The sequence below is a fragment of the Xanthomonas sp. NCPPB 1128 genome (assembly GCF_001043115.1).
Taxonomy (GTDB): domain Bacteria; phylum Pseudomonadota; class Gammaproteobacteria; order Xanthomonadales; family Xanthomonadaceae; genus Xanthomonas_A.
Genome location: NZ_LFME01000010.1, coordinates 1 through 18,751 on the forward strand (window position 1 = coordinate 1; position 18,751 = coordinate 18,751).

Sequence of the window (18,751 nt, forward strand, 5' to 3'; positions counted from 1 at the left end):
GGGGTTTGTGTTATGATAATTTAGTTGTTGTTGGAGTGTGTGATGTGTCTAGTTGTTATGTCATGATGTGTCAACTTACGAGATTTATTTTGTGTAATCAGACGTGGACGCCAGAGGTCTACACGTGAGGAGTCGTCGGCAGCGTCAGATGGGTGTAAGAGACGGGTCCTCGTGCAGGATCACCAACACCTTGGTGTTGAGCCGGTTCGGCTCCTTGGCGCCGCGGAACAGCCACTGGCCGTAGGCGTCGAACACGGTCAGGCCGTCGGGAAAGCGCGACGTGACCTCCTTGTCCAGGAACGCGCGCCAGCGCGCCTCGCTGATCGGCTCGGCCTGCGGGCGGTCGGCCGGGCCGCTCTCTTCGCCCACGCCGAAGTACAGCTCGCTGCGCACCCAGCCGCTGGCCTGCGCCGGCCGCGCGGTATCGCCCTGCAGCGCTGCGCTGACCTTGCTCGACGCGGGGGGCGCGGACGGCGCAACGCTGGCGCAGGCGCTCAGGGCCAGGAGGACGGCGATCAACGGGGCACGCAGCAGCATCGGCAAGGTCTCGGTCGGAACAGGAAGGGAACAGATGATCGTAGGCCAGGCGCGGTGCGGCGCCGGATAACCACCGGGCATGAGCTCATGCCGGACGGCACCGAACACGCGGCTCGCACATCGCCTTAACGTCGGGCTAATATATCGCTTCATCCGGATGGATGCAGCAACCTTTGCCGACCTCAGTCGCCGCCATGGCCGGCGCGGCCGGTCTTGATGGTCATCGTTTCAGGAGAGAACCCCCATGTCGTCCCCGTTCGTCAGGCCGCTGAGCCTGGCCATCGCCTTGGCCCTGGCGGCCCCCGCCTTCGCCCAGGACGCCGCCCCGGCCACCGCGACCAATCTGGACACGGTGATCGTCACCGGCACCCGCGCCAGCGGCCGCACCGTGCTCGAATCCACCGCGCCGGTGGACGTGCTCAGCGCCGAGGACATCCGCAAGGCCGGCGTGGTCAATGGCGAACTGGGCAGCGCGCTGCAGGCGCTGCTGCCCTCCTTCAACTTCCCGCGCCAGTCCAATTCCGGCGGCGCCGACCACGTGCGCGCCGCGCAGCTGCGCGGGCTCTCACCCGACCAGGTGCTGGTGCTGGTCAACGGCAAGCGCCGCCACACCTCGGCGCTGGTCAACACCGACAGCAAGATCGGCAAGGGCACCACCCCGGTGGACTTCAATGCCATTCCGATCAGCGCGATCAAGCGCATCGAAGTGCTGCGCGACGGCGCCGGCGCGCAGTACGGCTCCGACGCGGTGGCCGGAGTGATCAACGTGATCCTCGACGACGACCCGGACAGCGGCGCGCTGGAGGCCAGCTACGGCGCCAACCACACCGACGTCAAGCCGATTCACCGCACCCTCACCGACGGCCAGACCGGCTATGCCAGCGGCAAGGTCGGCACGCGCCTGGGCGAGGACGGCGGCTTCTTCAAGGTCGGCCTGGAGCTGAAGAACCACGAGGCCACCAACCGCGCCGGCTTCGACCAGATCCCGCCGTTCGAGGAACAGACCCCGGCCAACCTGGCACTGGCCGGCAAGCGCAACTATGAACTCGGCGACGGCGCCAGCAAGGATCTCAACGCCTGGATCAACGGCAAGCTGCCGTTCGGCCAGGGCAGCGAGGTCTATGCCTTCAGCACCTACAACCAGCGCGACACGCAGGGCGCCAACTACTTCCGCTACCCCGACGGCGCCGCCAACTGGACCCAGGTGTATCCGCAAGGCTACCGCCCGGTGTCGCTGGGCGAGAACCGCGACCTGCAGGCGGTGCTCGGTGCGCGCGGGCAGTGGGGCGAATGGGCCTACGATGCCAGCCTCGACTACGGCCGCAACGACTTCACCTACCGGCTCAAGCACTCGCTCAACGCCTCGCTGGGCCCGGGCAGCCCGACCCGCTTCAAGACCGGCGACTACGCGTTCGAGCAAGGCGTGGCCAACCTCGATCTGAGCCGCAGCTTCGATGCGGCCGTCGCCACCCACACCGTGGGCACCGGCGTGGAACTGCGCCGCGAGCACTACCGCACCCGTCCGGGCGACCCAGCCAGCTACGCCGCCGGTCCCTACACCGACCGCCCGACCGGCGCCCAGGCCGGCGGCGGCCTGACCCCGCAGGATGCGGCCGACCTGTCGCGCAACGTCGCCAGCGTCTACGCCAGCGTGTCCAGCCAGTTCGGCGACAAGCTCTCCACCGACCTGGCCGCGCGCTACGAGCATTACCAGGACTTCGGCGGCGAACTGACCGGCAAGCTGGCCGCGCGCTACGAGTTCGTCCCGGCGTTCGCCCTGCGCGGCGCGATCTCCAACAACTTCCGCGCGCCGTCGCTGAGCCAGATCGGCTACGAGGCCAGTTCCACCGGCTACAACGCCAACGGGCAGTTGCTGCAGGGCCGCCTGCTCTCGGTCGACAACCCGATCGCGCAGGCGCTGGCCGCCCGCACGCTGCAGCCGGAGAAGTCGCGCAACTACAGCCTGGGCTTCACCAGCCGCGTCGGCAGCCACTTCGACCTGTCGCTGGACCTGTTCCAGATCGACATCGACAAGCGCATCGCGCTGTCGGAAAGCATCGACGGCGACGCCCTGACCGACTTCGTCGCACAGCGCTTCGGCATCGCCGGCCTGCAGAGCGCCAGCTTCTTCGTCAACGCCGCCGACACCCGCACCCGCGGCGCGGAACTGGTCAGCAACTGGCGGCAGGCGCTGGGCCAGGGCCAACTGCAGTTGACCGGCACCTGGAGCTACGCCAAGACCGAGCTGGAGAACGTGGTGGCCACGCCGGCGCAGTTGCTGGCGCTGAATCCGGACTACGTGCTGTTCGGCGTGGAAGAGCGCAACACCCTGACCGAGGCGACCCCGCGCACCCGCGCGCAGCTGGCGGCCAACTGGAGCGACGCGCGCTGGTCGCTGCAGACCCGCGTCACCCGCTACGGCAGCGCCACCCGCGTGTTCGACTTCGGCGGCGGCTTCGCCCCGGAACAGACCTACAGCGCCAAGTGGCAACTCGACGCCGAGGTCGAATACCACCTCACCCCGCAGTGGAGCGTGGCCGTGGGCGGACAGAACCTCACCGACGCCTACGCCGACCGCTCCAAGCCGGACATCGCCTACTTCGGCAACCTGCCCTACGACGTGCTGTCGCCGATCGGCAGCAATGGCGCTTACTACTATGGGCGGGTGCGGTACACCTTCTGACGAAGGTGTGGGGAATGGGGAGAAGGGAATCGGGAATGGGGAAAAGCGACAGCCGCGCGCGCAGGCCCCGCTTTTGCTCTTCCCATTCCCGTTTCCCCATTCCCGTTTCCCGGCCCCAAACACCTTCTGACGAAGGTGTTGGGAATGGGGAGACGGGAATCGGGAATGGGAAAAGCGACAGCCGCGCGCGCAGGCCCCGCTTTTGCTCCTCCCATTCCCGTGTCCCCATTCCCGTTTCCCGGCCCCAAACACCTTCTGACGAAGGTGTGGGGAATGGGGAGACGGGAATCGGGAATGGGGAAAAGCGACAGCCGCGCGCGCAGGCCCCGCTTTTGCTCTTCCCATTCCCGATTCCCTATTCCCCATTCCCAGCTCCCAATCCACCTGACGCTAACGCCCGTTACCCCATCATGGGGTGATGGCAGACGCGCTCCCCCTCCGACCGCCGCCGCCGCGTCTGGACGATGCCTGCGCATTGTTCCTGGACGTGGACGGCACCCTCATCGCCTTTGCCGAACGCCCCGACCAGGTGCAGTTGCTGCCCGAGGTGCGTGAGGCGATCGGTCGCCTGCACCAGCGCCTCGGTGGCGCGGTGGCGCTGGTCAGTGGACGTCCGCTGACGCAGCTCGACGCCTTGTTCGCGCCGCTGCGGCTGCCCGCCGCCGGCCTGCACGGCCACGAGCTGCGCAGCGATGCCGACGCACAGGCGGCGATGCCCGCCGATACCTCCGAGTTCCTCCATGCGCTGCATGCGCGCGCCGCGCATCTGCACCAGGCGCATCCGGGCGTGCTGGTCGAAGACAAGGGCGCCAGCGTGGCCCTGCACTGGCGTGCGGCGCCAAGCGCGGCCGAGGCGGTGCTGGCGTTCGCGGGCGAACAGATCGCCGACCTGCCCGGCTACCGCCTGCAGCCTGGCGACCACGTGGTCGAGTTCGTGCCCGAGGGCAGCGACAAGGGCGTGGCGCTGGCCACGCTGCTGCAGCAGCCGCCGTTCCGGGGCCGCCGACCGGTGTTCGTCGGCGACGATCTCACCGACGAATTCGGCTTCGCCGCGGCCAACCAGGCCGGCGGCTGGAGCGTGCTGGTCGGCACCCGCGCCGACAGCGTCGCCACCTATGCGCTGCCCGATCCACGCGGCGTACACGCCTGGCTGCGCGATAACGCCGGATGACGGCGCCGCCGCGCCCACCCGCCTGCGCCCCGAGGCCGCTTCCCCCACTGCTTCTGCACAAGGACCCGTCCGCTCCATGAGTTCCCCCAATCTCGACCTCGGCGTCATCGGCAACGGTAGCTTCGGCGCCCTGATCGACAAACGGGCCAGCGTGGTGTGGAGCTGCCTGCCGGCCTTCGACGGCGACCCGGCGTTCTGCGCCCTGCTCTCGCCGCGCGCGCATCCCGGCGGCGATTTCAGCATCGAGCTGGAAGACTTCGTCGACAGCGACCAGCACTACCTGGCCAACACCGCGATCCTGCGCACGGTGCTGCGCGACGCCCATGGCGGTGCGGTGGAGGTGATCGCCTTCGCGCCGCGCTGGCGCAACCACGGCCGCTTCTACCGCCCGGTCAGCATCATCCGCCAGGTGCGGCCGCTGGCCGGTAACCCGCGCATCCGCGTGCGCGCCCGGCCGTTGGCCGACTGGGGCGCGCGCCAGCCGGAGAGCACCTGGGGCAGCAACCACGTGCGCTGGCTGCTGCCGGACTTCACCCTGCGCCTGACCACCGACGTGCCGGTGCGCTTCATCCGCGACGAACTGCCGTTCGTGCTCAACCACCCGGTCAACCTGATGCTGGGCGTGGACGAATCGCTGACCCGCTCGCTCACCGGCTACATCCAGGAAGCGCAGGAACGCACCGAGGAATACTGGCGCGAATGGGTGCGCTACCTGTCGGTGCCGCTGGACTGGCAGGACGCGGTGATCCGCAGCGCGATCACCCTGAAGCTGTGCCAGTACGAGGACAGCGGCGCGATCATCGCGGCGATGACCACCTCCATTCCGGAAGCGCCGGACACCCCGCGCAACTGGGACTACCGCTACTGCTGGCTGCGCGACGCCGCCTTCGTGGTGCGCGCGCTAAACCGGCTCGGCGCCACCCGTACCATGGAGCAATTCCTCGGCTACATCTTCAACATCGCCACCACCGACGGCAGCCTGCAGCCGCTGTACGGCATCGGCTTCGAGGCGGCGCTGGAGGAACACGAGGTCGAGTCGCTGGCCGGCTACCGCGGCATGGGCCCGGTGCGGCGCGGCAACCTGGCCTGGATCCAGAAGCAGCACGACGTGTACGGCAGCGTGGTGCTGGCCTCCACCCAGCTGTTCTTCGATCTGCGCCTGAAGGATCCCGGCGACACCCACACCTTCCTGCGCCTGGAGCCGCTGGGCGAGCGCGCGTTCGAACTGCACGACGTGCCCGACGCCGGCCTGTGGGAATTCCGCGGCCGCGCCGAGGTGCACACCTACACCAGCGCGATGTGCTGGGCCGCCTGCGACCGCCTGGCCAAGATCGCCGCACGGCTGGGCCTGGACGAGCGCGTGGCGCACTGGCGCGAGCGCGCCGACCGCATCCACGCGCGCGTGCTGGCCGAGGCCTGGAGCGCGGAGCTGGGACACTTCACCGACACCTTCAACGGCCACCGGCTGGACGCTTCGCTGCTGTTGCTGGCCGACATCGGCTTCATCGCCCCGGACGATCCGCGCTTCATCGCCACGGTCGAGGCGATCGGCCGCGACCTCAAGCATGGCGATGCGCTGTACCGCTACGTGGCACCGGACGATTTCGGCGAACCGGAAACCAGCTTCACCATCTGCACGTTCTGGTACATCGACGCCCTGGCCGCGATCGGCCGCAAGGAGGAGGCACGCGAGCTGTTCGAGCGCATCCTCGCCCGGCGCAATCATCTGGGCCTGCTGTCGGAGGATCTGGCCTTCGACAACGGCGAGGCCTGGGGCAATTTCCCGCAGACCTATTCGCATGTCGGCCTGATCATCGCCGCCATGCGCTTGTCGCGCAGTTGGCAGGAGGCATCATGAGCAGATTGGTGGTGGTATCCAACCGTGTGGCCTTGCCCGGCGAGAACCGTGCCGGCGGCCTGGCGGTGGGCTTGCTGGCGGCGCTGAAGGAGCGCGGCGGCGTATGGTTCGGCTGGAGCGGCAAGACCGTGCGCGGCGACAGCGGCGCCATGCACGAACAGACCCAGGGCGACATCCGCTTCGTCACCATGGACCTGAATCGCGCCGACCTTGATGCCTACTACAACGGGTTCGCCAACCGTACGCTGTGGCCGCTGCTGCACTTCCGCCTGGACCTGGTCGACTACGACCGCGCCACGCGCGAGGGCTACCGCCGGGTCAACGCCATGTTCGCCGACAAGCTCGCGCCGATGCTGCGCGAGGCCGACACGGTGTGGATCCACGACTATCACCTGATTCCGTTGGCCTCGCTGCTGCGCGAGCGCGGCATCGGCTGCCGCATCGGCTTCTTCCTGCACGTGCCGTTCCCCTCGGCCGACCTGATCCAGGCGCTGCCGGATCACGCGCGGCTGTTCTCCGGCTTCTACGCCTACGACCTGATCGGCTTCCAGACCCGCCGCGACGTCGACCGCTTCCAGGCCTACGTGCGCCTGTTCGGCGGCGGCAAGGTGATCAAGGACGGGCTGCTGGAAGCGCCGGGCGGGCGCCGGTTCCGCGCAGCCATGTTCCCGATCGGCATCGACACCGAACTGATCGCGCAGCAGGCGCGCGCGGCGATGTCCAAGCCGGCGGTGCGCGACCTGCGCAGCAGCCTGCGCGATCGCCAACTGGCGATCGGCGTGGACCGGCTGGACTACTCCAAGGGCCTGCCGGAACGCTTCCTCGGCTTCGAGCGCTACCTGGAACGGCATGCGGACCAGCGCGGCAGCCTCACCTACCTGCAGATCGCGCCGGTCTCGCGCGGCGACGTCACCGAATACAAGCAGCTGCGCAACCAGCTCGAACAGATCGCCGGGCACATCAACGGCGGCCATGCCGAGCCGGACTGGACGCCGCTGCGCTACGTCAACCGCAACTTCACCCACGCCACCCTGACCGGCTTCTACCGTGCCGCACAGGTCGGTCTGGTGACGCCGTTGCGCGACGGCATGAATCTGGTGGCCAAGGAGTACGTGGCCGCGCAGGATCCGGAGAATCCCGGCGTGCTGGTGCTGTCGCTGCTGGCCGGCGCCGCCGACGAACTGAAGGAAGCGCTGCTGGTCAATCCGCACGACCTGGACGGCGTCGCCGACGCCATCGCCACCGGCGCCTCGCTGCCCAAGGCCAAGCGCATCGAGCGCTGGCAGGCGATGATGGATCACCTTCGCAAGCACGACATCAATGCCTGGCGCCAGCGCTATCTGCAGGCGCTGGAAAGCCTGCGCTAGTCGCGCTCCTCGCACCCTGCGGTGCTGACAACCCGCGCGCGGTGCGGCGCCGCCACACGGCGAGCGCCACCGCGCCGCACGACGCAGTGTTCCGCATGCCGTCACGGCTCGACCACCTGCACCGCCTAAAATAGGCAACACGCACTGTGTCCGTTCCGCGCTCTACCGAGAACGCGGCAGCACGATGATTGTCTTGCGCTATGTGCCGCGCTTGCGGCCCTGACCTCGTCTCTCCCCCCACGATCCGCCTGCACCGCCGCCATTCGTGCCACGCGCCAGGGATCCTCGTCGGATGTTTCGCTCATGACTATTTCTTCACCACCGAATGCAGCCGGACGCTGGCTGTTCGCCGGCTATGCCCTCCTCATCGCCGTGATCGGCGTCGCCCTCGCCGTCATGGGCGGGCAACTCGTCGCCGTCGGCGGCTCCTGGTACTACCTGATCGCCGGCGTGGCACTGGCCGTGTCCGGGGTGCTGCTGGTGCTCGGCCGCCGCGTCGGCCTGTGGCTGTTCGGCGTCACCCTGGCCGCGACCATCGCCTGGGCCCTGGCCGAGGTCGGCCTGGACGGCTGGGCGCTGATCCCGCGCCTGGCGATGGTCTCGGTGCTCGGTCTGCTGCTGTTGCCGTTCTGGAAGGTCGCGCGCTGGCGCCTGGCGCCCGTCTCCGGCATCGGCTACCTGCTGGTGGCCGGCGTACTGCCGGTCCTTGGCGCGGCATTGGTGTTCGTGCCGTTGCTGTTTCCGCGCACGGTGGAACTGGCCGACCCCAGCCTCGCCGCGCAGCGCCCGCAGGCGGCCTTCAGCCGCGCCACGGTGAACAGCCCCGATGGCAACGTCGCCGGCAACCACGACGCCGGCAACTGGACCGCCTATGCCGGGTCCAACCTGTCCAACCACTACAGTCCCGGCGCGCAGATCACCCCGGACAACGTCAAGGACCTGAAGATCGCTTGGGAATTCCACACCGGCGATCTCAAGCCGGCCGGCTCCAAGCTCGGCTACGCGTTCCAGAACACCCCGCTGAAGGTCGGCGATCTGGTCTACATCTGCACGCCCACGCAGAAGGTGATCGCGGTGGAGGCCACCACCGGCAAGGAGCGCTGGCGCTTCGATCCGCACACCGATCCCAAGGCCATGGCCGGCGTCGCCGCCACCACCTGTCGCGGCGTGTCCTATTTCGAGGCCACCACGCCGGTCGCCGAATGCGCCAAGCGCATCTTCTGGCCGATGGTGGACGGGCGCCTGGGCGCGCTCGATGCGCTGACCGGCAAGCTGTGCGAGAGCTTCGGCACGCACGGCTATGTCGACCTGAACAAGGACACCGGCAACACCAAGCCCGGCTTCGTCGGCCCCACCTCGCCGCCGGTGGTGATGCGCGGCGTGGTGATCCAGCCCACCGGGCAGATCCGCGACGGCCAGGAACGCGACGCGCCGTCCGGCGTGGTGCGCGCCTTCGACGCGATCAGTGGGCAGCTGCGCTGGGCCTGGGACCTCGGCAATCCGGCGATCGACGCGGCGCCACCGGCCGGCCAGACCTACACCCGCTCGACCCCGAACGTGTGGTCGCTGATGGCCGCCGACGACCAGTTGGGCCTGGTCTACCTGCCCACCGGCAACGCCTCCGGCGATTTCTTCGGCAAGCAGCGCACGCCGCAGGAAGAGGAGTACACCGCCTCGCTGGTCGCGCTGGATGCGGCCACCGGCAAGGAACGCTGGCACTTCCGCACCATCAACCACGACCTGTGGGACTATGACATCGGCCCGCAGCCGAACCTGGTGGATTTCCCTGTCCCCGGTGGCGGTACCCGCCCGGCGGTGATCCAGGCCACCAAGTCCGGCCAGGTGTTCGTGCTCGACCGCGAGACCGGCGCGCCGATCATGCCGGTGCAGCAGATCCCGGTGCCGCAGGGCACCGACCACGGCGACTGGACCGCCAAGACCCAGCCGGTGTCGCCGGGCATGCCCAACACCGTCGGCGCGCCGAGCAAGGACTACGAGACCCTCGTCGAATCCGATGCCTGGGGCATCACCCCGTTCGACCAGTTGGCCTGTCGCATCCAGTTCAAACGGCTGCGCTACGAGGGCATGTTCACCCCGCCCAGCCTGGGTGGTTCGCTGGCCTTCACCGGCAACCACGGCGGCATCAACTGGGGCGGCGTGTCGGTGGACCTGCAGCGCGGCATCATGGTGATGAACAGCAATCGCCTGCCCTACACCGAGCACGTGTATCCCCGGCAGGAAATGCAGGCGCTGGGCGTGGTGTCGGTGTTCAACGGCAAGAGCAGGACGCCGGGCTACATGGCTCAGGAAGGCCTGCCGTACGGCGCACGCAAGGAGCCATGGATGTCGCCGCTCAACACCCCGTGCGTGGCGCCGCCGTGGGGCTACATCTCCGGCGTGGACCTGCGCACCCAGCAGGTGATCTGGCGGCGTCCGCTGGGCACCGGCTACGACCAGGGGCCGATGGGCATCCCGTCGAAGATGAAGTTCGAACTGGGCACGCCCAACAACAGCGGCTCGCTGGCCACTGCAGGCGGCGTGACCTTCATCGGCGCGGCGCTGGACAACTTCCTGCGCGGCTACGACACCCAGACCGGCAAGCTGCTGTGGGAAGTGCGCGTGCCGGCCGGTCCGCAGGCCGCGCCGCTCAGCTACACCGTCGATGGCAAGCAGTACATCGTGGCCGCGATCGGCGGCCATGACCGCATGGAAACCAAGGCCGGCGACAGCGTGATCGCCTGGACCCTGCCCGACGCGGCGGCACCGGCGAAGTAAGCAGCCGTCCCGCACTACCCCGCCACCGGCCGCGCATGCGGCCGGTGGCGATGACGGCCCATCCAGCCACGGCCGGGCCGACGCGCCCGCCTGGCCGACCGCGCGCCCGCTTCACGGTGCCCATTTCGTTGCAGTGCAGCACGCCAGCACGCCTCGCCCAGCCGGCGCTTGGCGTTGGCGTCCAGGCCATTCGAAGTTTCCGACGAACGGCAGGCGCCTGCGATCAAGCACGCCTGGCGATGCGCCGATACTGGGTGTACCCCCGCGAGATCGCGTCGCCCCCGCGGCGTTGCCCGTTGTTTCCCAGCCGGTGCACACCATGCCCTCGCCATCCGCCGCTCTCCGCCCGACCTCCCCCTCCTGGCTGCGCCCGCGTTCGGCGCTGCTCGCCCTCGCCCATGTGCTGGTCCTGCTGGCGCTGGCCGGCTATGCCGTGCATGTCGGCCGCACGATCGGGACGAGCGGATCGGCGCTGCCGCGCTTGCTGCCGGCACTGCTGGCCGCCGCGGCCGTGGCGGCGGCGCTGGTATGGGTCGGCAGACGCAGCGCGCCGCACTCGCTGGAGCGAGCCACCCAGGCGCTGCAGGCGCTCGGCGAAGGCCGCTTCGAGCAGCGCGTGGACCTGGCCGGCGACGCGTCCGAGTTGGCGCTGCTGCGCGCGGTACAGAACGCGCAACAGGCCCTGGCCGCACGCCAGGCGCAGGCCGAGGCGGAACTGCGCCATGGCCGCTTCGTGATCCAGGCACTGGACGATCTCGACACCATGGTGCGCATCGCCGACGACGATGGCCGCGTGCATTTCGCCAACCGCAAGCTGCTGCAGATGTTGAAGACCATCGAACCGGACGTGCAGCGCTTCCGCCCGGAATTCCGCGCCGAACAGTTCGTCGGCGGCAGCATCGGCGACATCTACCCGGACAGCCAGGCCGCGATCGACCGCATGCGCGCGCTGACCGGCTCCAAGCGCGTGCGTGCGCCGTTCTTCGGCCGCCAGATCGATTTCGTGTACAGCCCGATCGACGACGCCGACGGCGGCCGCCTGGGCACCATCGCGCAATGGGAAGAGGTGACCGCGCAGGTCAACGCCGAACAGGCGCTGGCCACGGTGATCGAGGCTGCCGCGCACGGCGATTTCAGCCAGCGCATCGATACCGCGGCGATGGACGGGGTGCTCAAGTCGCTGGCCGAAGGCGTCAACCGCATCGCCGATGCGGTGGAGAGCAACCTGGCGGAACTGGCCGGGGCGCTGACGGCGCTGGCAGAAGGCGACCTCACGCATCGCGTCGACGGCCAGGCGCAGGGCGTGTTCGCGCGCTTGCGCGAGGACACCAACCGCACCGTCGCCAAGCTCACCGAGATCATCGTCGGCATTCAGGACTCGGCCGAAACGATCCGCCGCGCCGCCTCGGAAATCGCCGCGGGCAACACCGATCTGTCCGACCGCACCGAGCAGCAGGCGGCGAGCCTGGAAGAGACCGCCAGTTCGATGGAGGAACTGACCTCGGCAGTGAAGCAGAACGCCGACAACGCGCAGCAGGCCAACGGCCTGGTGCAGAACACCGGCGAGGTCGCCCGGTCCGGCGGCCAGGTGATGGACGAGGTGGTGGCGACGATGCGCGCGATCAGCGCGTCCTCGCAGCGCATCGGCGAGATCATCGGCGTGATCGACGGCATCGCCTTCCAGACCAACATCCTGGCGCTCAATGCCGCGGTGGAGGCGGCGCGCGCCGGCGAACAGGGCCGCGGTTTCGCCGTGGTCGCCTCGGAGGTGCGCTCGCTGGCGCAGCGCTCGGCCGATGCGGCCAAGGAGATCAAGGACCTGATCGATGCCTCCACGCGCACCGTCGGCGAAGGCGCCGCGCTGGTCAACCGCGCCGGCGCCACCATGCACGAGATCGTCGGCTCGGTGCAGCGCGTGACCGGCCTGATCGGCGAGATCAGCGCTGCCAGCGGCGAGCAATCCAGCGGCATCGAACAGGTCAACCGCACCGTGACGCAACTGGACGAAGTCACCCAGCGCAACGCCGCCCTGGTCGAGGAAGCCACCGCAGCGGCGCGCAGCATGGAGGAGCAGGCCGGCGAGCTGGCTGCGGCGGTTGCGGTGTTCCGGATCGAGACGGGACAAGGGCAGCCGGGCGGCAGCAATGTCACCCCGATGCTGCGCCGCACGCACTGAGACGACGCACGCCACGACTGCCCTCTTGCCTCCAGGATCAGGCAAAACGCATGAATTGCTGGAGCAGGAACTGCAACTGGCTGGCGCGATTGGGAAACTCGCTCTGAGGAAAGTACCCGGTGTCGGTATTGATCACTGTCACCACTTCATCGCCATTGGGCGCTTGCGAAACGAACGATTGCTGGGCCTGCCCGAGCAGCATCAGTTGACCCAGCACATGCGGATAGTAATCCGCATAAAACCGCTCCACCGCCTCGCGCGTGGCGAAGGCATGACCGGCATGCGCCTTCCTGTTGGGGCTGGTCGCATCAGCCACCTTCAACGGCTTGTACACGTTGCCGGTCTTTTGCTTGTCGCCGCCCCACACCGTTCCGGCCAACGCCCCCTCATTGACGAAGACGACCGCGTCGTTCAACTCCAGTGGCTGGGCGGTATTCTGCTGGATAATCTCGTCGGTGCGACGCGCAACCAGTTTCAGGTGTTCGATGCTGGCGGCGATGTCGGCCGCGCTTGCGCCCAGTTCGCGATACAGATCCACAGTCTGGATGTTCTGCGCGAAGGTGTCGTCCCGGTCCCAGTCGCCCGCATAGAGCCCCACCACACGGGTCGGCCTTTCATAGATGGCGAAACCGGATCGATGCAATGGACGCAAGCGGATGAACGGGCCTTTTCCGCTCATGTAGTAGGTACTGGGCAACTGCTCGCCAACGAATCTGCAGTTCCCGATATCGATCGTGCCGAACAGGCAATTGCTTGGATGAATCAGCGGCGCAGGTGTAGGACTGGCCATGGCGGAACTCCTCTCGAGCGGGTGTGGGCGCGTGGAAGCGGCAGGCACCACGGCGCTCTCTGACAAGGAGGCTGACCGACGCCGCTGCCGGCGATGTGCCAGCAGAAACAGCAGAGGAATCTCCATCGTTGCCAATCCGATCGCGTGTGAGGCCCGTCCTTCAAGAACGGTCGCTGTAAGCGCTTGTGAACCCACAGCAATGGGTTCGCGCGAGGGAACAGCCGCTCGGGCGCGCCACGCGCGCCACCCTCACTCCAGAAAGCGCGAGCGCTGCTGCGGCTCGGGCAGGAAACACTGCGCAGTGGTGCCGAACCAGCGATGGCGGTTGCGCGCCAGCACCCGGTAGCCGACATCGCGCCAGCGCCGCGGCAGAAGGCGCAGCAGCGCGATGCTGCGCCACACTCCGCCGAGCCCGGCGACCACCGCGATCGCCGCGTCCGAATCGGTCAAAGCGCCTTGCCGGGTCAACAGCAGGAACGACAGCGGATCGGCAGGATCCAGCCCGTGCTCGCGCAACAGCGCGCTCCCGCGCGGCGACTGCATCGCCGCGAAGCGATAGCGGCCGCGGCGGTCATGGCGAAGCAGGAACCGCACCCAGCGGCTGCACAGCGCGCATACCCCGTCGAACACGACGACGGCCGCACCCTCCGGCGCCGTCGGTGCCGCGACCGGCGACGGCTCAGGCCGGCGCAAGCCAGCCCTCGTAGCGGATGAACGGGCCGATCCACGGCAGGGTCACTGCGATCACGAACGCGTAGCGGCCGTCGCGCTGGTCTCCACGGCAATGCACGCCGGCCAGCCAGCGCCGTGGCAGCGGCAGCACGCCGAAGGCCCAGGCGCGCGCTGCGCGCCATTCGATGCCGGCGCCATCGATCCGCAGGGCGAATTCGAACACCACCGCGCCCAGGCGTTCGCGCAGCCGGCCACGGTGCAGCCACAGCCGCGAGGGCATGGCATGCGTGCCGAAGCGGCGCTCCCAGCGCTCGCCGCGCGCATCGGCACGGAACACCACCTCCACCGGCGTCGCCGGCCCGGTGCGTGGCAGCCGCACCAGCCACGCGCACAGCGGCAACAGCGGATGACGGCCACGCTGCACCATGGCCTGGCCGACATAGCGCGACCGCGACGGCGGCGTGTGCAGCGCGCGCAGCACCGGTGGCAAGTGCGCGAACGCCGGGCCGAGCACCTGCGCGAACAGCGGCGGGGTCAGGGGGCGATCCACGCCAGGGTCGCCATGCGCCCGCTGCGGCGGTCGCGCCGATAGGAATAGAAGCGCTGCGCATCGGCGATGGTGCACAGGCCGCCGCCGTGGATCTGCTCCGGCGCGATGCCGGCCGCGACCAGGCGTTGCCGCGCCAGTGCGTACAGGTCCACCCGCCAGTGTCCGGGCCGGGTGTCCACGAACGCCGCGGCGGCCGCCGGATCGTGGCGCAGGAACGCCTCGCGCACCTCGACGCCGATCTCGTAATGCTGCGGTCCGGCCGCCGGCCCCAGCCAGGCCTGCAGCTGTGCCGGCGGCGTGTGCAGCGCGGCCACGGTGGCTTCCAGCACGCCGCCGGCCAGCCCCTGCCAGCCGGCATGCGCGGCACCGACCTCGCTGCCGTCGCGCGCGGCGAACACCACCGGCAGGCAGTCGGCAGTCAGGATCGCCAGTACCACGCCCGGTGCGGCGGTGACCGCGGCATCGGCGGTCGGCTCGGCGTCGATGCCGGTCCCGTGCGGCGGCGCATCGAAGCGCAGCACCTGCACGCCGTGCACCTGACGCAACCAATGCGGCGGCGCCGGCAGCGCCAGCCGCGCGGCCAGTTCGTCGCGGTTGCGCTGCACCGTGTCCGGGTCGTCGCCATCGGCGGCGCTGCGGTTGCCCAGGTTGAAACGGTCGAACGGCGGCCGCGAGGCGCCTGCGCCATGGCGCAGGGTGGTCAGGGCGTGGACCCGCGGCGGTGCCGGCCAGTCGGCCGGCAAGGCGACGTCGCTCATCGGTCACGCCCTCGCCCGGCATCGGGCGTCATGCCGCCAGCCTGGCGCCCCCGGCCGCCGCGTGAAACGCAGTCGCGCGCGAGGGCGTGGGAAACCGGGACCCCGGCCATGCTCAGCGCCGCGCCCGCTCGGCGGCCGCCTGCGCATCCACGCGCAGGGCGGCCATCAACTGCTGCAGGTCGGCCGGCACCACCGCGGTCGCGCGCACCGGCTCGCCGCTCGAAGGGTGCTTGAACTCCAGGGTCTCGGCGTGCAGCGCCTGGCGCTTGAAGCCGCGCAGTTCGCCGATCAGCTCCTCGCTGGCGCCCTTGGGCAGCTTCAGCGGGCCGCCGTACAGCGGGTCGCCGACGATGGGGTGCTTCAGGTGCGCCATGTGCACGCGGATCTGGTGGGTACGGCCGGTCTCCAGGCGGCATTCCAGGGCCGTGTGGGCGCGGAAACGCTCGCGCAGCCGGTAGTGGGTGACCGCGTCGCGGCCGTCCTCGCGCACCGCCATGCGCAGGCGGTCGCGCGGATGGCGGTCGATCGGCGCGTTGGCGGTGCCGCCGGAGACCAGCGCCCCGACCACCACCGCCAGATACTGGCGGTGCACGTCGCGCGCGGACAGCTGCGCCACCAGCGAGGTGTGCGCCTGCAGGGTCCGCGCCACCACCATGGCGCCGCTGGTGTCCTTGTCCAGGCGGTGCACGATGCCGGCGCGCGGCAGCGCCGACAGCCCCGGATCGCGATACAGCAAGGCGTTGACCAGGGTGCCGCTGGGGTTGCCGGCGCCCGGATGCACCACCAGTCCGGCGGGCTTGTTCAGCACGATGACCTGGTCGTCCTCGTACAGCACCTCCAGCGGGATGTCCTCGGGCAGGGCATGGGTCTGGGTGTCCAGCACCGCGTGCAGGCTGGCGATCTCGCCGCCGCGCAGCGGATCGCGCGGCCGCGCCGGGGCGCCGTCGAGCAAGGCGTCACCGGATTTGATCCATTCGGCCAGGCGCGACCGCGAGTATTCGGGGAACAGTTCGGCCAGCACCGCGTCGAAGCGGCGGCCGGCGGCGTGATCGGGGACGCGCGCCTGGCGCGGGCCGTCGCTGACGGCGTCCTCGGGGAGATCCGGGGGGGTATGGGGCATGGCAGAGGCACGGCTTGGGTCGGAAAAAGGGGGTCGCGGCGGCCATAGTCAGTCGCAGGACAGGCCACTAGGCTATCATCGCCCCTTCGTATTCCTGCCCTGCCGCGCCCGAACCCATGATCCGACGCTCCGTCCCGCTGTCCGCGCACGTCCGTTTCATCGCCCTGCTGCTGGTCACGCTGGTCGTGGCGACGGGTTGCCACCGTTCGAAGAAGAACCCCGAAGAAGGCATGCCGGTGGAGCAGCTCTACCAGAAGGCGCACGGGCAGATGGAGACCGGCAACTGGGCCGGTGCCGAGAGCAGCTTCAAGCGGCTGATCGCACAGTACCCGTACGGCAACTACACCGAGCAGGCGATGATCGAAAGCGCCTACGCCCAGTACAAGGCCGGCAAGCACGACGACGCGGTGTCGACCATCGACCGCTTCATCCGCACCTACCCGACCCAGCGCAACATCGCCTACATGTACTACCTGCGCGGGTTGTCCAACTCCAACCGCGACACGGTGTTCCTGCGCCGGGTGTGGTCGCTGGATCCCAGCCGCCGCGACCTGTCCACCCCGCAGCAGGCCTACGCCGACTTCAACACCGTGGCCGAGCGCTACCCGAACAGCCGCTACGCCGCCGACGCGCGCGAGCGCATGATCGCCCTGCGCAACGTGTTCGCACAGCACGAACTGGACAACGCGCTGTACTACCTGCGCCGCGACGCCTGGGTGTCGGCCGCCTCGCGCGCCACCTACCTGCTGGAAACCTACCCGCAGAGCGCGTACCAGTACGACGCGGTGGCAGTGCTGGCCGACGCCTACACCCACCTGGGCAACAAGACTCTGGCCGCCGACGCACGCCGCGTGCTCGAGCTCAACGATCCGCAGCATCCGTGGCTGACCGGCAACTGGCCGAAGTACCCGTGGATGATCCGCAAGCTCAATCCGTTCGCCGGCGAGAAGTCCGCCGCCACCGGGCAGTCCAATTCGCAGATGCAGCGCTGATCCACCGCGCCGGCAGGATGCACACCGACAGGGGCCGCGAGGCCCCTGTCGCGTTTCCGGGTATCGCCGATCGGTTCCTGTCGACCGGTAGACGGCAGGCGTACGGTTTCTACGGGTCGCCAGGGCGGCGACATCCAGAGGCACACAAGGCCCGTGCGCGGCCAGGGCAACGCCGGGCAGCCCAGGCGTCAGGGCGCGCAGCATGGCGGGCGCTTCCGGACCGATCCCGGCGGAGTGCGACCCGCACCGCAGTCCCGGGCATTGGCGCCAACGCCGGTGGCCGGGCTTGTTAGGCTGGTCCCGTGCCCGCCCCGGGCCGCTTCCGCCGGGAACGCCATGCCCCTGCCCTTGCTGCGCCCGCTGTTGCGCCTGTTCGCTGCCCTGCTCGTCATCGCTGCCGCACCCGCCATCGCCGCGCCCGCCATCGTGTACGGGGTCAACGGCCACGACGGCCGCCCGACCTACCCGCTCAGCCAGAGCGAGGCGGTGTTCCGCCTGCTCGACCAGCGCAATTTGCGCAGCTACCGGTTCGACGTGGACCCGCGCAACTTCACCGTGCTCGACCAGTTGGTGCAGCTCTCGCGCGAGTACAACATCGCGCTGCGGCCCATGGTGTATCCGATGTCGCGGGAGATCGGCTACGCGCTGGCGCGCCGCTATGCCAACGACATCAAGGTGTGGGAAATCGGCAACGAGCAGGACCTGGACCGTGCCGCCGCGCCGGCGCGGATCGCGGCGATGACCACCATGTACCGCGGCATGAAACAGGCCTCCGACGAGTTGGGTGCCGGCCTGCAGTTCACCATCAACATCACCGCCTGCAACAGCGACGACCATTCGGCCAACGCGCGCTGCCCCGGCGACCGCAACGGCTCGCTCTGGTTCCTGGACCAGGCGAAGGCCGCCGGCTTCGACTTCGACCGCATCAGCTTCCACTACTACGCCTTCCACGGCGAACGCGGCTACTGGATGGATCTGTATCTCGGACAACTGCGCGCCGCCGCGCAGAAGTACGGCACCAAGGTCTACGTCAACGAGCTCAACTGCGCCGAGGTGTACACCGGCAACACCGATGGCGGCCATGCCGGCGACGGCGCCTGCTACGACAGCGTGGCGGACCTGCTGCAGACGCTGCGCAACGACTACGCCGACGTGGTCGCCGAGATCAATCTCTACGAACTGCTCGACCAGCCGGACCAGCAGGGTGCGGAGGCGCACTTCGGCCTGATGTACGACCTGAGCCGGCCGAAACCGACCCTGGACCTGCTGACCGGCGCCGTGCGCTGAGCGTGCCGCGTCTTC

Annotated in this window: 13 protein-coding genes and 1 pseudogene; 8 read left to right on the forward strand and 6 right to left on the reverse strand. The window is 69.2% G+C overall.

The window, feature by feature from the left end:
- Nucleotides 1–165 precede the first annotated feature (165 nt).
- Nucleotides 166–537, reverse strand: a pseudogene (locus tag ACP93_RS08680) (DUF3574 domain-containing protein); the annotation flags it as partial.
- A 244-nt stretch (nucleotides 538–781) separates the two neighbouring features.
- Here ACP93_RS08680 and ACP93_RS08685 point away from each other — a divergent pair.
- From ACP93_RS08685 to ACP93_RS08710, 6 genes are all read left to right on the forward strand, one after another.
- Entirely contained in the window at nucleotides 782–3,220 is a 2,439-nt protein-coding gene (locus ACP93_RS08685) for a TonB-dependent receptor plug domain-containing protein (protein WP_048490306.1), read from the forward strand.
- A gap of 418 nt (nucleotides 3,221–3,638) precedes the next feature.
- Nucleotides 3,639–4,391: a trehalose-phosphatase gene (gene otsB, locus ACP93_RS08690; protein WP_048490307.1), complete on the forward strand. Its 753-nt coding sequence runs from the start codon at nucleotides 3,639–3,641 to the stop codon at nucleotides 4,389–4,391.
- Between the two features lie 76 nt (nucleotides 4,392–4,467).
- Nucleotides 4,468–6,249, forward strand: coding sequence for a glycoside hydrolase family 15 protein (locus tag ACP93_RS08695; protein ID WP_048490308.1), 1,782 nt, complete (start codon nucleotides 4,468–4,470; stop codon nucleotides 6,247–6,249).
- Nucleotides 6,246–7,616: an alpha,alpha-trehalose-phosphate synthase (UDP-forming) gene (gene otsA / locus ACP93_RS08700; RefSeq protein WP_048490309.1), complete on the forward strand. Its 1,371-nt coding sequence runs from the start codon at nucleotides 6,246–6,248 to the stop codon at nucleotides 7,614–7,616. Before ACP93_RS08695 ends, otsA begins: the two co-directional genes overlap by 4 nt.
- 342 nt (nucleotides 7,617–7,958) lie before the next feature.
- On the forward strand, nucleotides 7,959–10,391 hold the full coding sequence (locus ACP93_RS08705; RefSeq protein ID WP_204243661.1) for a membrane-bound PQQ-dependent dehydrogenase, glucose/quinate/shikimate family: 2,433 nt from the start codon (nucleotides 7,959–7,961) through the stop codon (nucleotides 10,389–10,391).
- 319 nt (nucleotides 10,392–10,710) lie between these two features.
- Complete coding sequence (locus tag ACP93_RS08710; protein ID WP_048490311.1) at nucleotides 10,711–12,567, forward strand: methyl-accepting chemotaxis protein; 1,857 nt, start codon at nucleotides 10,711–10,713, stop codon at nucleotides 12,565–12,567.
- Between the two features lie 37 nt (nucleotides 12,568–12,604).
- Here ACP93_RS08710 and ACP93_RS08715 read toward each other — a convergent pair whose 3' ends face one another.
- The 5 genes from ACP93_RS08715 to rluD all read right to left on the reverse strand — a co-directional run bounded on the left by ACP93_RS08715 (nucleotide 12,605) and on the right by rluD (nucleotide 16,457).
- A complete protein-coding gene (locus ACP93_RS08715; protein WP_048490312.1) occupies nucleotides 12,605–13,357 on the reverse strand; it encodes a hypothetical protein in 753 nt (250 codons plus the stop codon).
- Nucleotides 13,358–13,606: 249 nt separating this feature from the next.
- Nucleotides 13,607–14,050: a thiol-disulfide oxidoreductase DCC family protein gene (locus ACP93_RS08720; RefSeq protein ID WP_048490313.1), complete on the reverse strand. Its 444-nt coding sequence runs from the start codon at nucleotides 14,048–14,050 to the stop codon at nucleotides 13,607–13,609.
- Entirely contained in the window at nucleotides 14,037–14,579 is a 543-nt protein-coding gene (locus ACP93_RS08725) for a DUF4166 domain-containing protein (protein WP_048490314.1), read from the reverse strand. The genes ACP93_RS08720 and ACP93_RS08725 overlap by 14 nt, the downstream gene beginning before the upstream one ends.
- Nucleotides 14,564–15,337, reverse strand: coding sequence for a peptidoglycan editing factor PgeF (gene pgeF / locus ACP93_RS08730; RefSeq protein ID WP_048490315.1), 774 nt, complete (start codon nucleotides 15,335–15,337; stop codon nucleotides 14,564–14,566). Before pgeF ends, ACP93_RS08725 begins: the two co-directional genes overlap by 16 nt.
- A 112-nt stretch (nucleotides 15,338–15,449) precedes the next feature.
- Nucleotides 15,450–16,457, reverse strand: coding sequence for a 23S rRNA pseudouridine(1911/1915/1917) synthase RluD (gene rluD, locus ACP93_RS08735; protein ID WP_048490316.1), 1,008 nt, complete (start codon nucleotides 16,455–16,457; stop codon nucleotides 15,450–15,452).
- Nucleotides 16,458–16,573: 116 nt separating this feature from the next.
- On the opposite strand from rluD, the gene ACP93_RS08740 reads away from it, so the two are divergent.
- Together ACP93_RS08740 and ACP93_RS08745 are read left to right on the forward strand one after the other, a co-directional pair.
- Complete coding sequence (locus tag ACP93_RS08740; RefSeq protein ID WP_048490317.1) at nucleotides 16,574–17,449, forward strand: outer membrane protein assembly factor BamD; 876 nt, start codon at nucleotides 16,574–16,576, stop codon at nucleotides 17,447–17,449.
- A gap of 336 nt (nucleotides 17,450–17,785) precedes the next feature.
- The gene (locus ACP93_RS08745) at nucleotides 17,786–18,736 is read left to right on the forward strand and encodes a glycoside hydrolase family protein (RefSeq protein ID WP_106407079.1); all 951 of its coding nucleotides are present in this window, start codon (nucleotides 17,786–17,788) and stop codon (nucleotides 18,734–18,736) included.
- Nucleotides 18,737–18,751 lie beyond the last annotated feature (15 nt).

What these genes read in the sequence shown, in the direction of transcription:
- ACP93_RS08715 (WP_048490312.1), bottom strand. Translation starts at nt 13,357, where the DNA reads ATGGCCAGTCCTACACCTGCGCCGCTGATTCATCCAAGCAATTGCCTG.
- pgeF (WP_048490315.1), bottom strand. Translation starts at nt 15,337, where the DNA reads ATGAGCGACGTCGCCTTGCCGGCCGACTGGCCGGCACCGCCGCGGGTC.
- ACP93_RS08695 (WP_048490308.1), top strand. Translation starts at nt 4,468, where the DNA reads ATGAGTTCCCCCAATCTCGACCTCGGCGTCATCGGCAACGGTAGCTTC.
- ACP93_RS08745 (WP_106407079.1), top strand. Translation starts at nt 17,786, where the DNA reads ATGCCCCTGCCCTTGCTGCGCCCGCTGTTGCGCCTGTTCGCTGCCCTG.
- ACP93_RS08740 (WP_048490317.1), top strand. Translation starts at nt 16,574, where the DNA reads ATGATCCGACGCTCCGTCCCGCTGTCCGCGCACGTCCGTTTCATCGCC.
- otsB (WP_048490307.1), top strand. Translation starts at nt 3,639, where the DNA reads ATGGCAGACGCGCTCCCCCTCCGACCGCCGCCGCCGCGTCTGGACGAT.
- ACP93_RS08710 (WP_048490311.1), top strand. Translation starts at nt 10,711, where the DNA reads ATGCCCTCGCCATCCGCCGCTCTCCGCCCGACCTCCCCCTCCTGGCTG.
- otsA (WP_048490309.1), top strand. Translation starts at nt 6,246, where the DNA reads ATGAGCAGATTGGTGGTGGTATCCAACCGTGTGGCCTTGCCCGGCGAG.
- rluD (WP_048490316.1), bottom strand. Translation starts at nt 16,457, where the DNA reads ATGCCCCATACCCCCCCGGATCTCCCCGAGGACGCCGTCAGCGACGGC.
- ACP93_RS08685 (WP_048490306.1), top strand. Translation starts at nt 782, where the DNA reads ATGTCGTCCCCGTTCGTCAGGCCGCTGAGCCTGGCCATCGCCTTGGCC.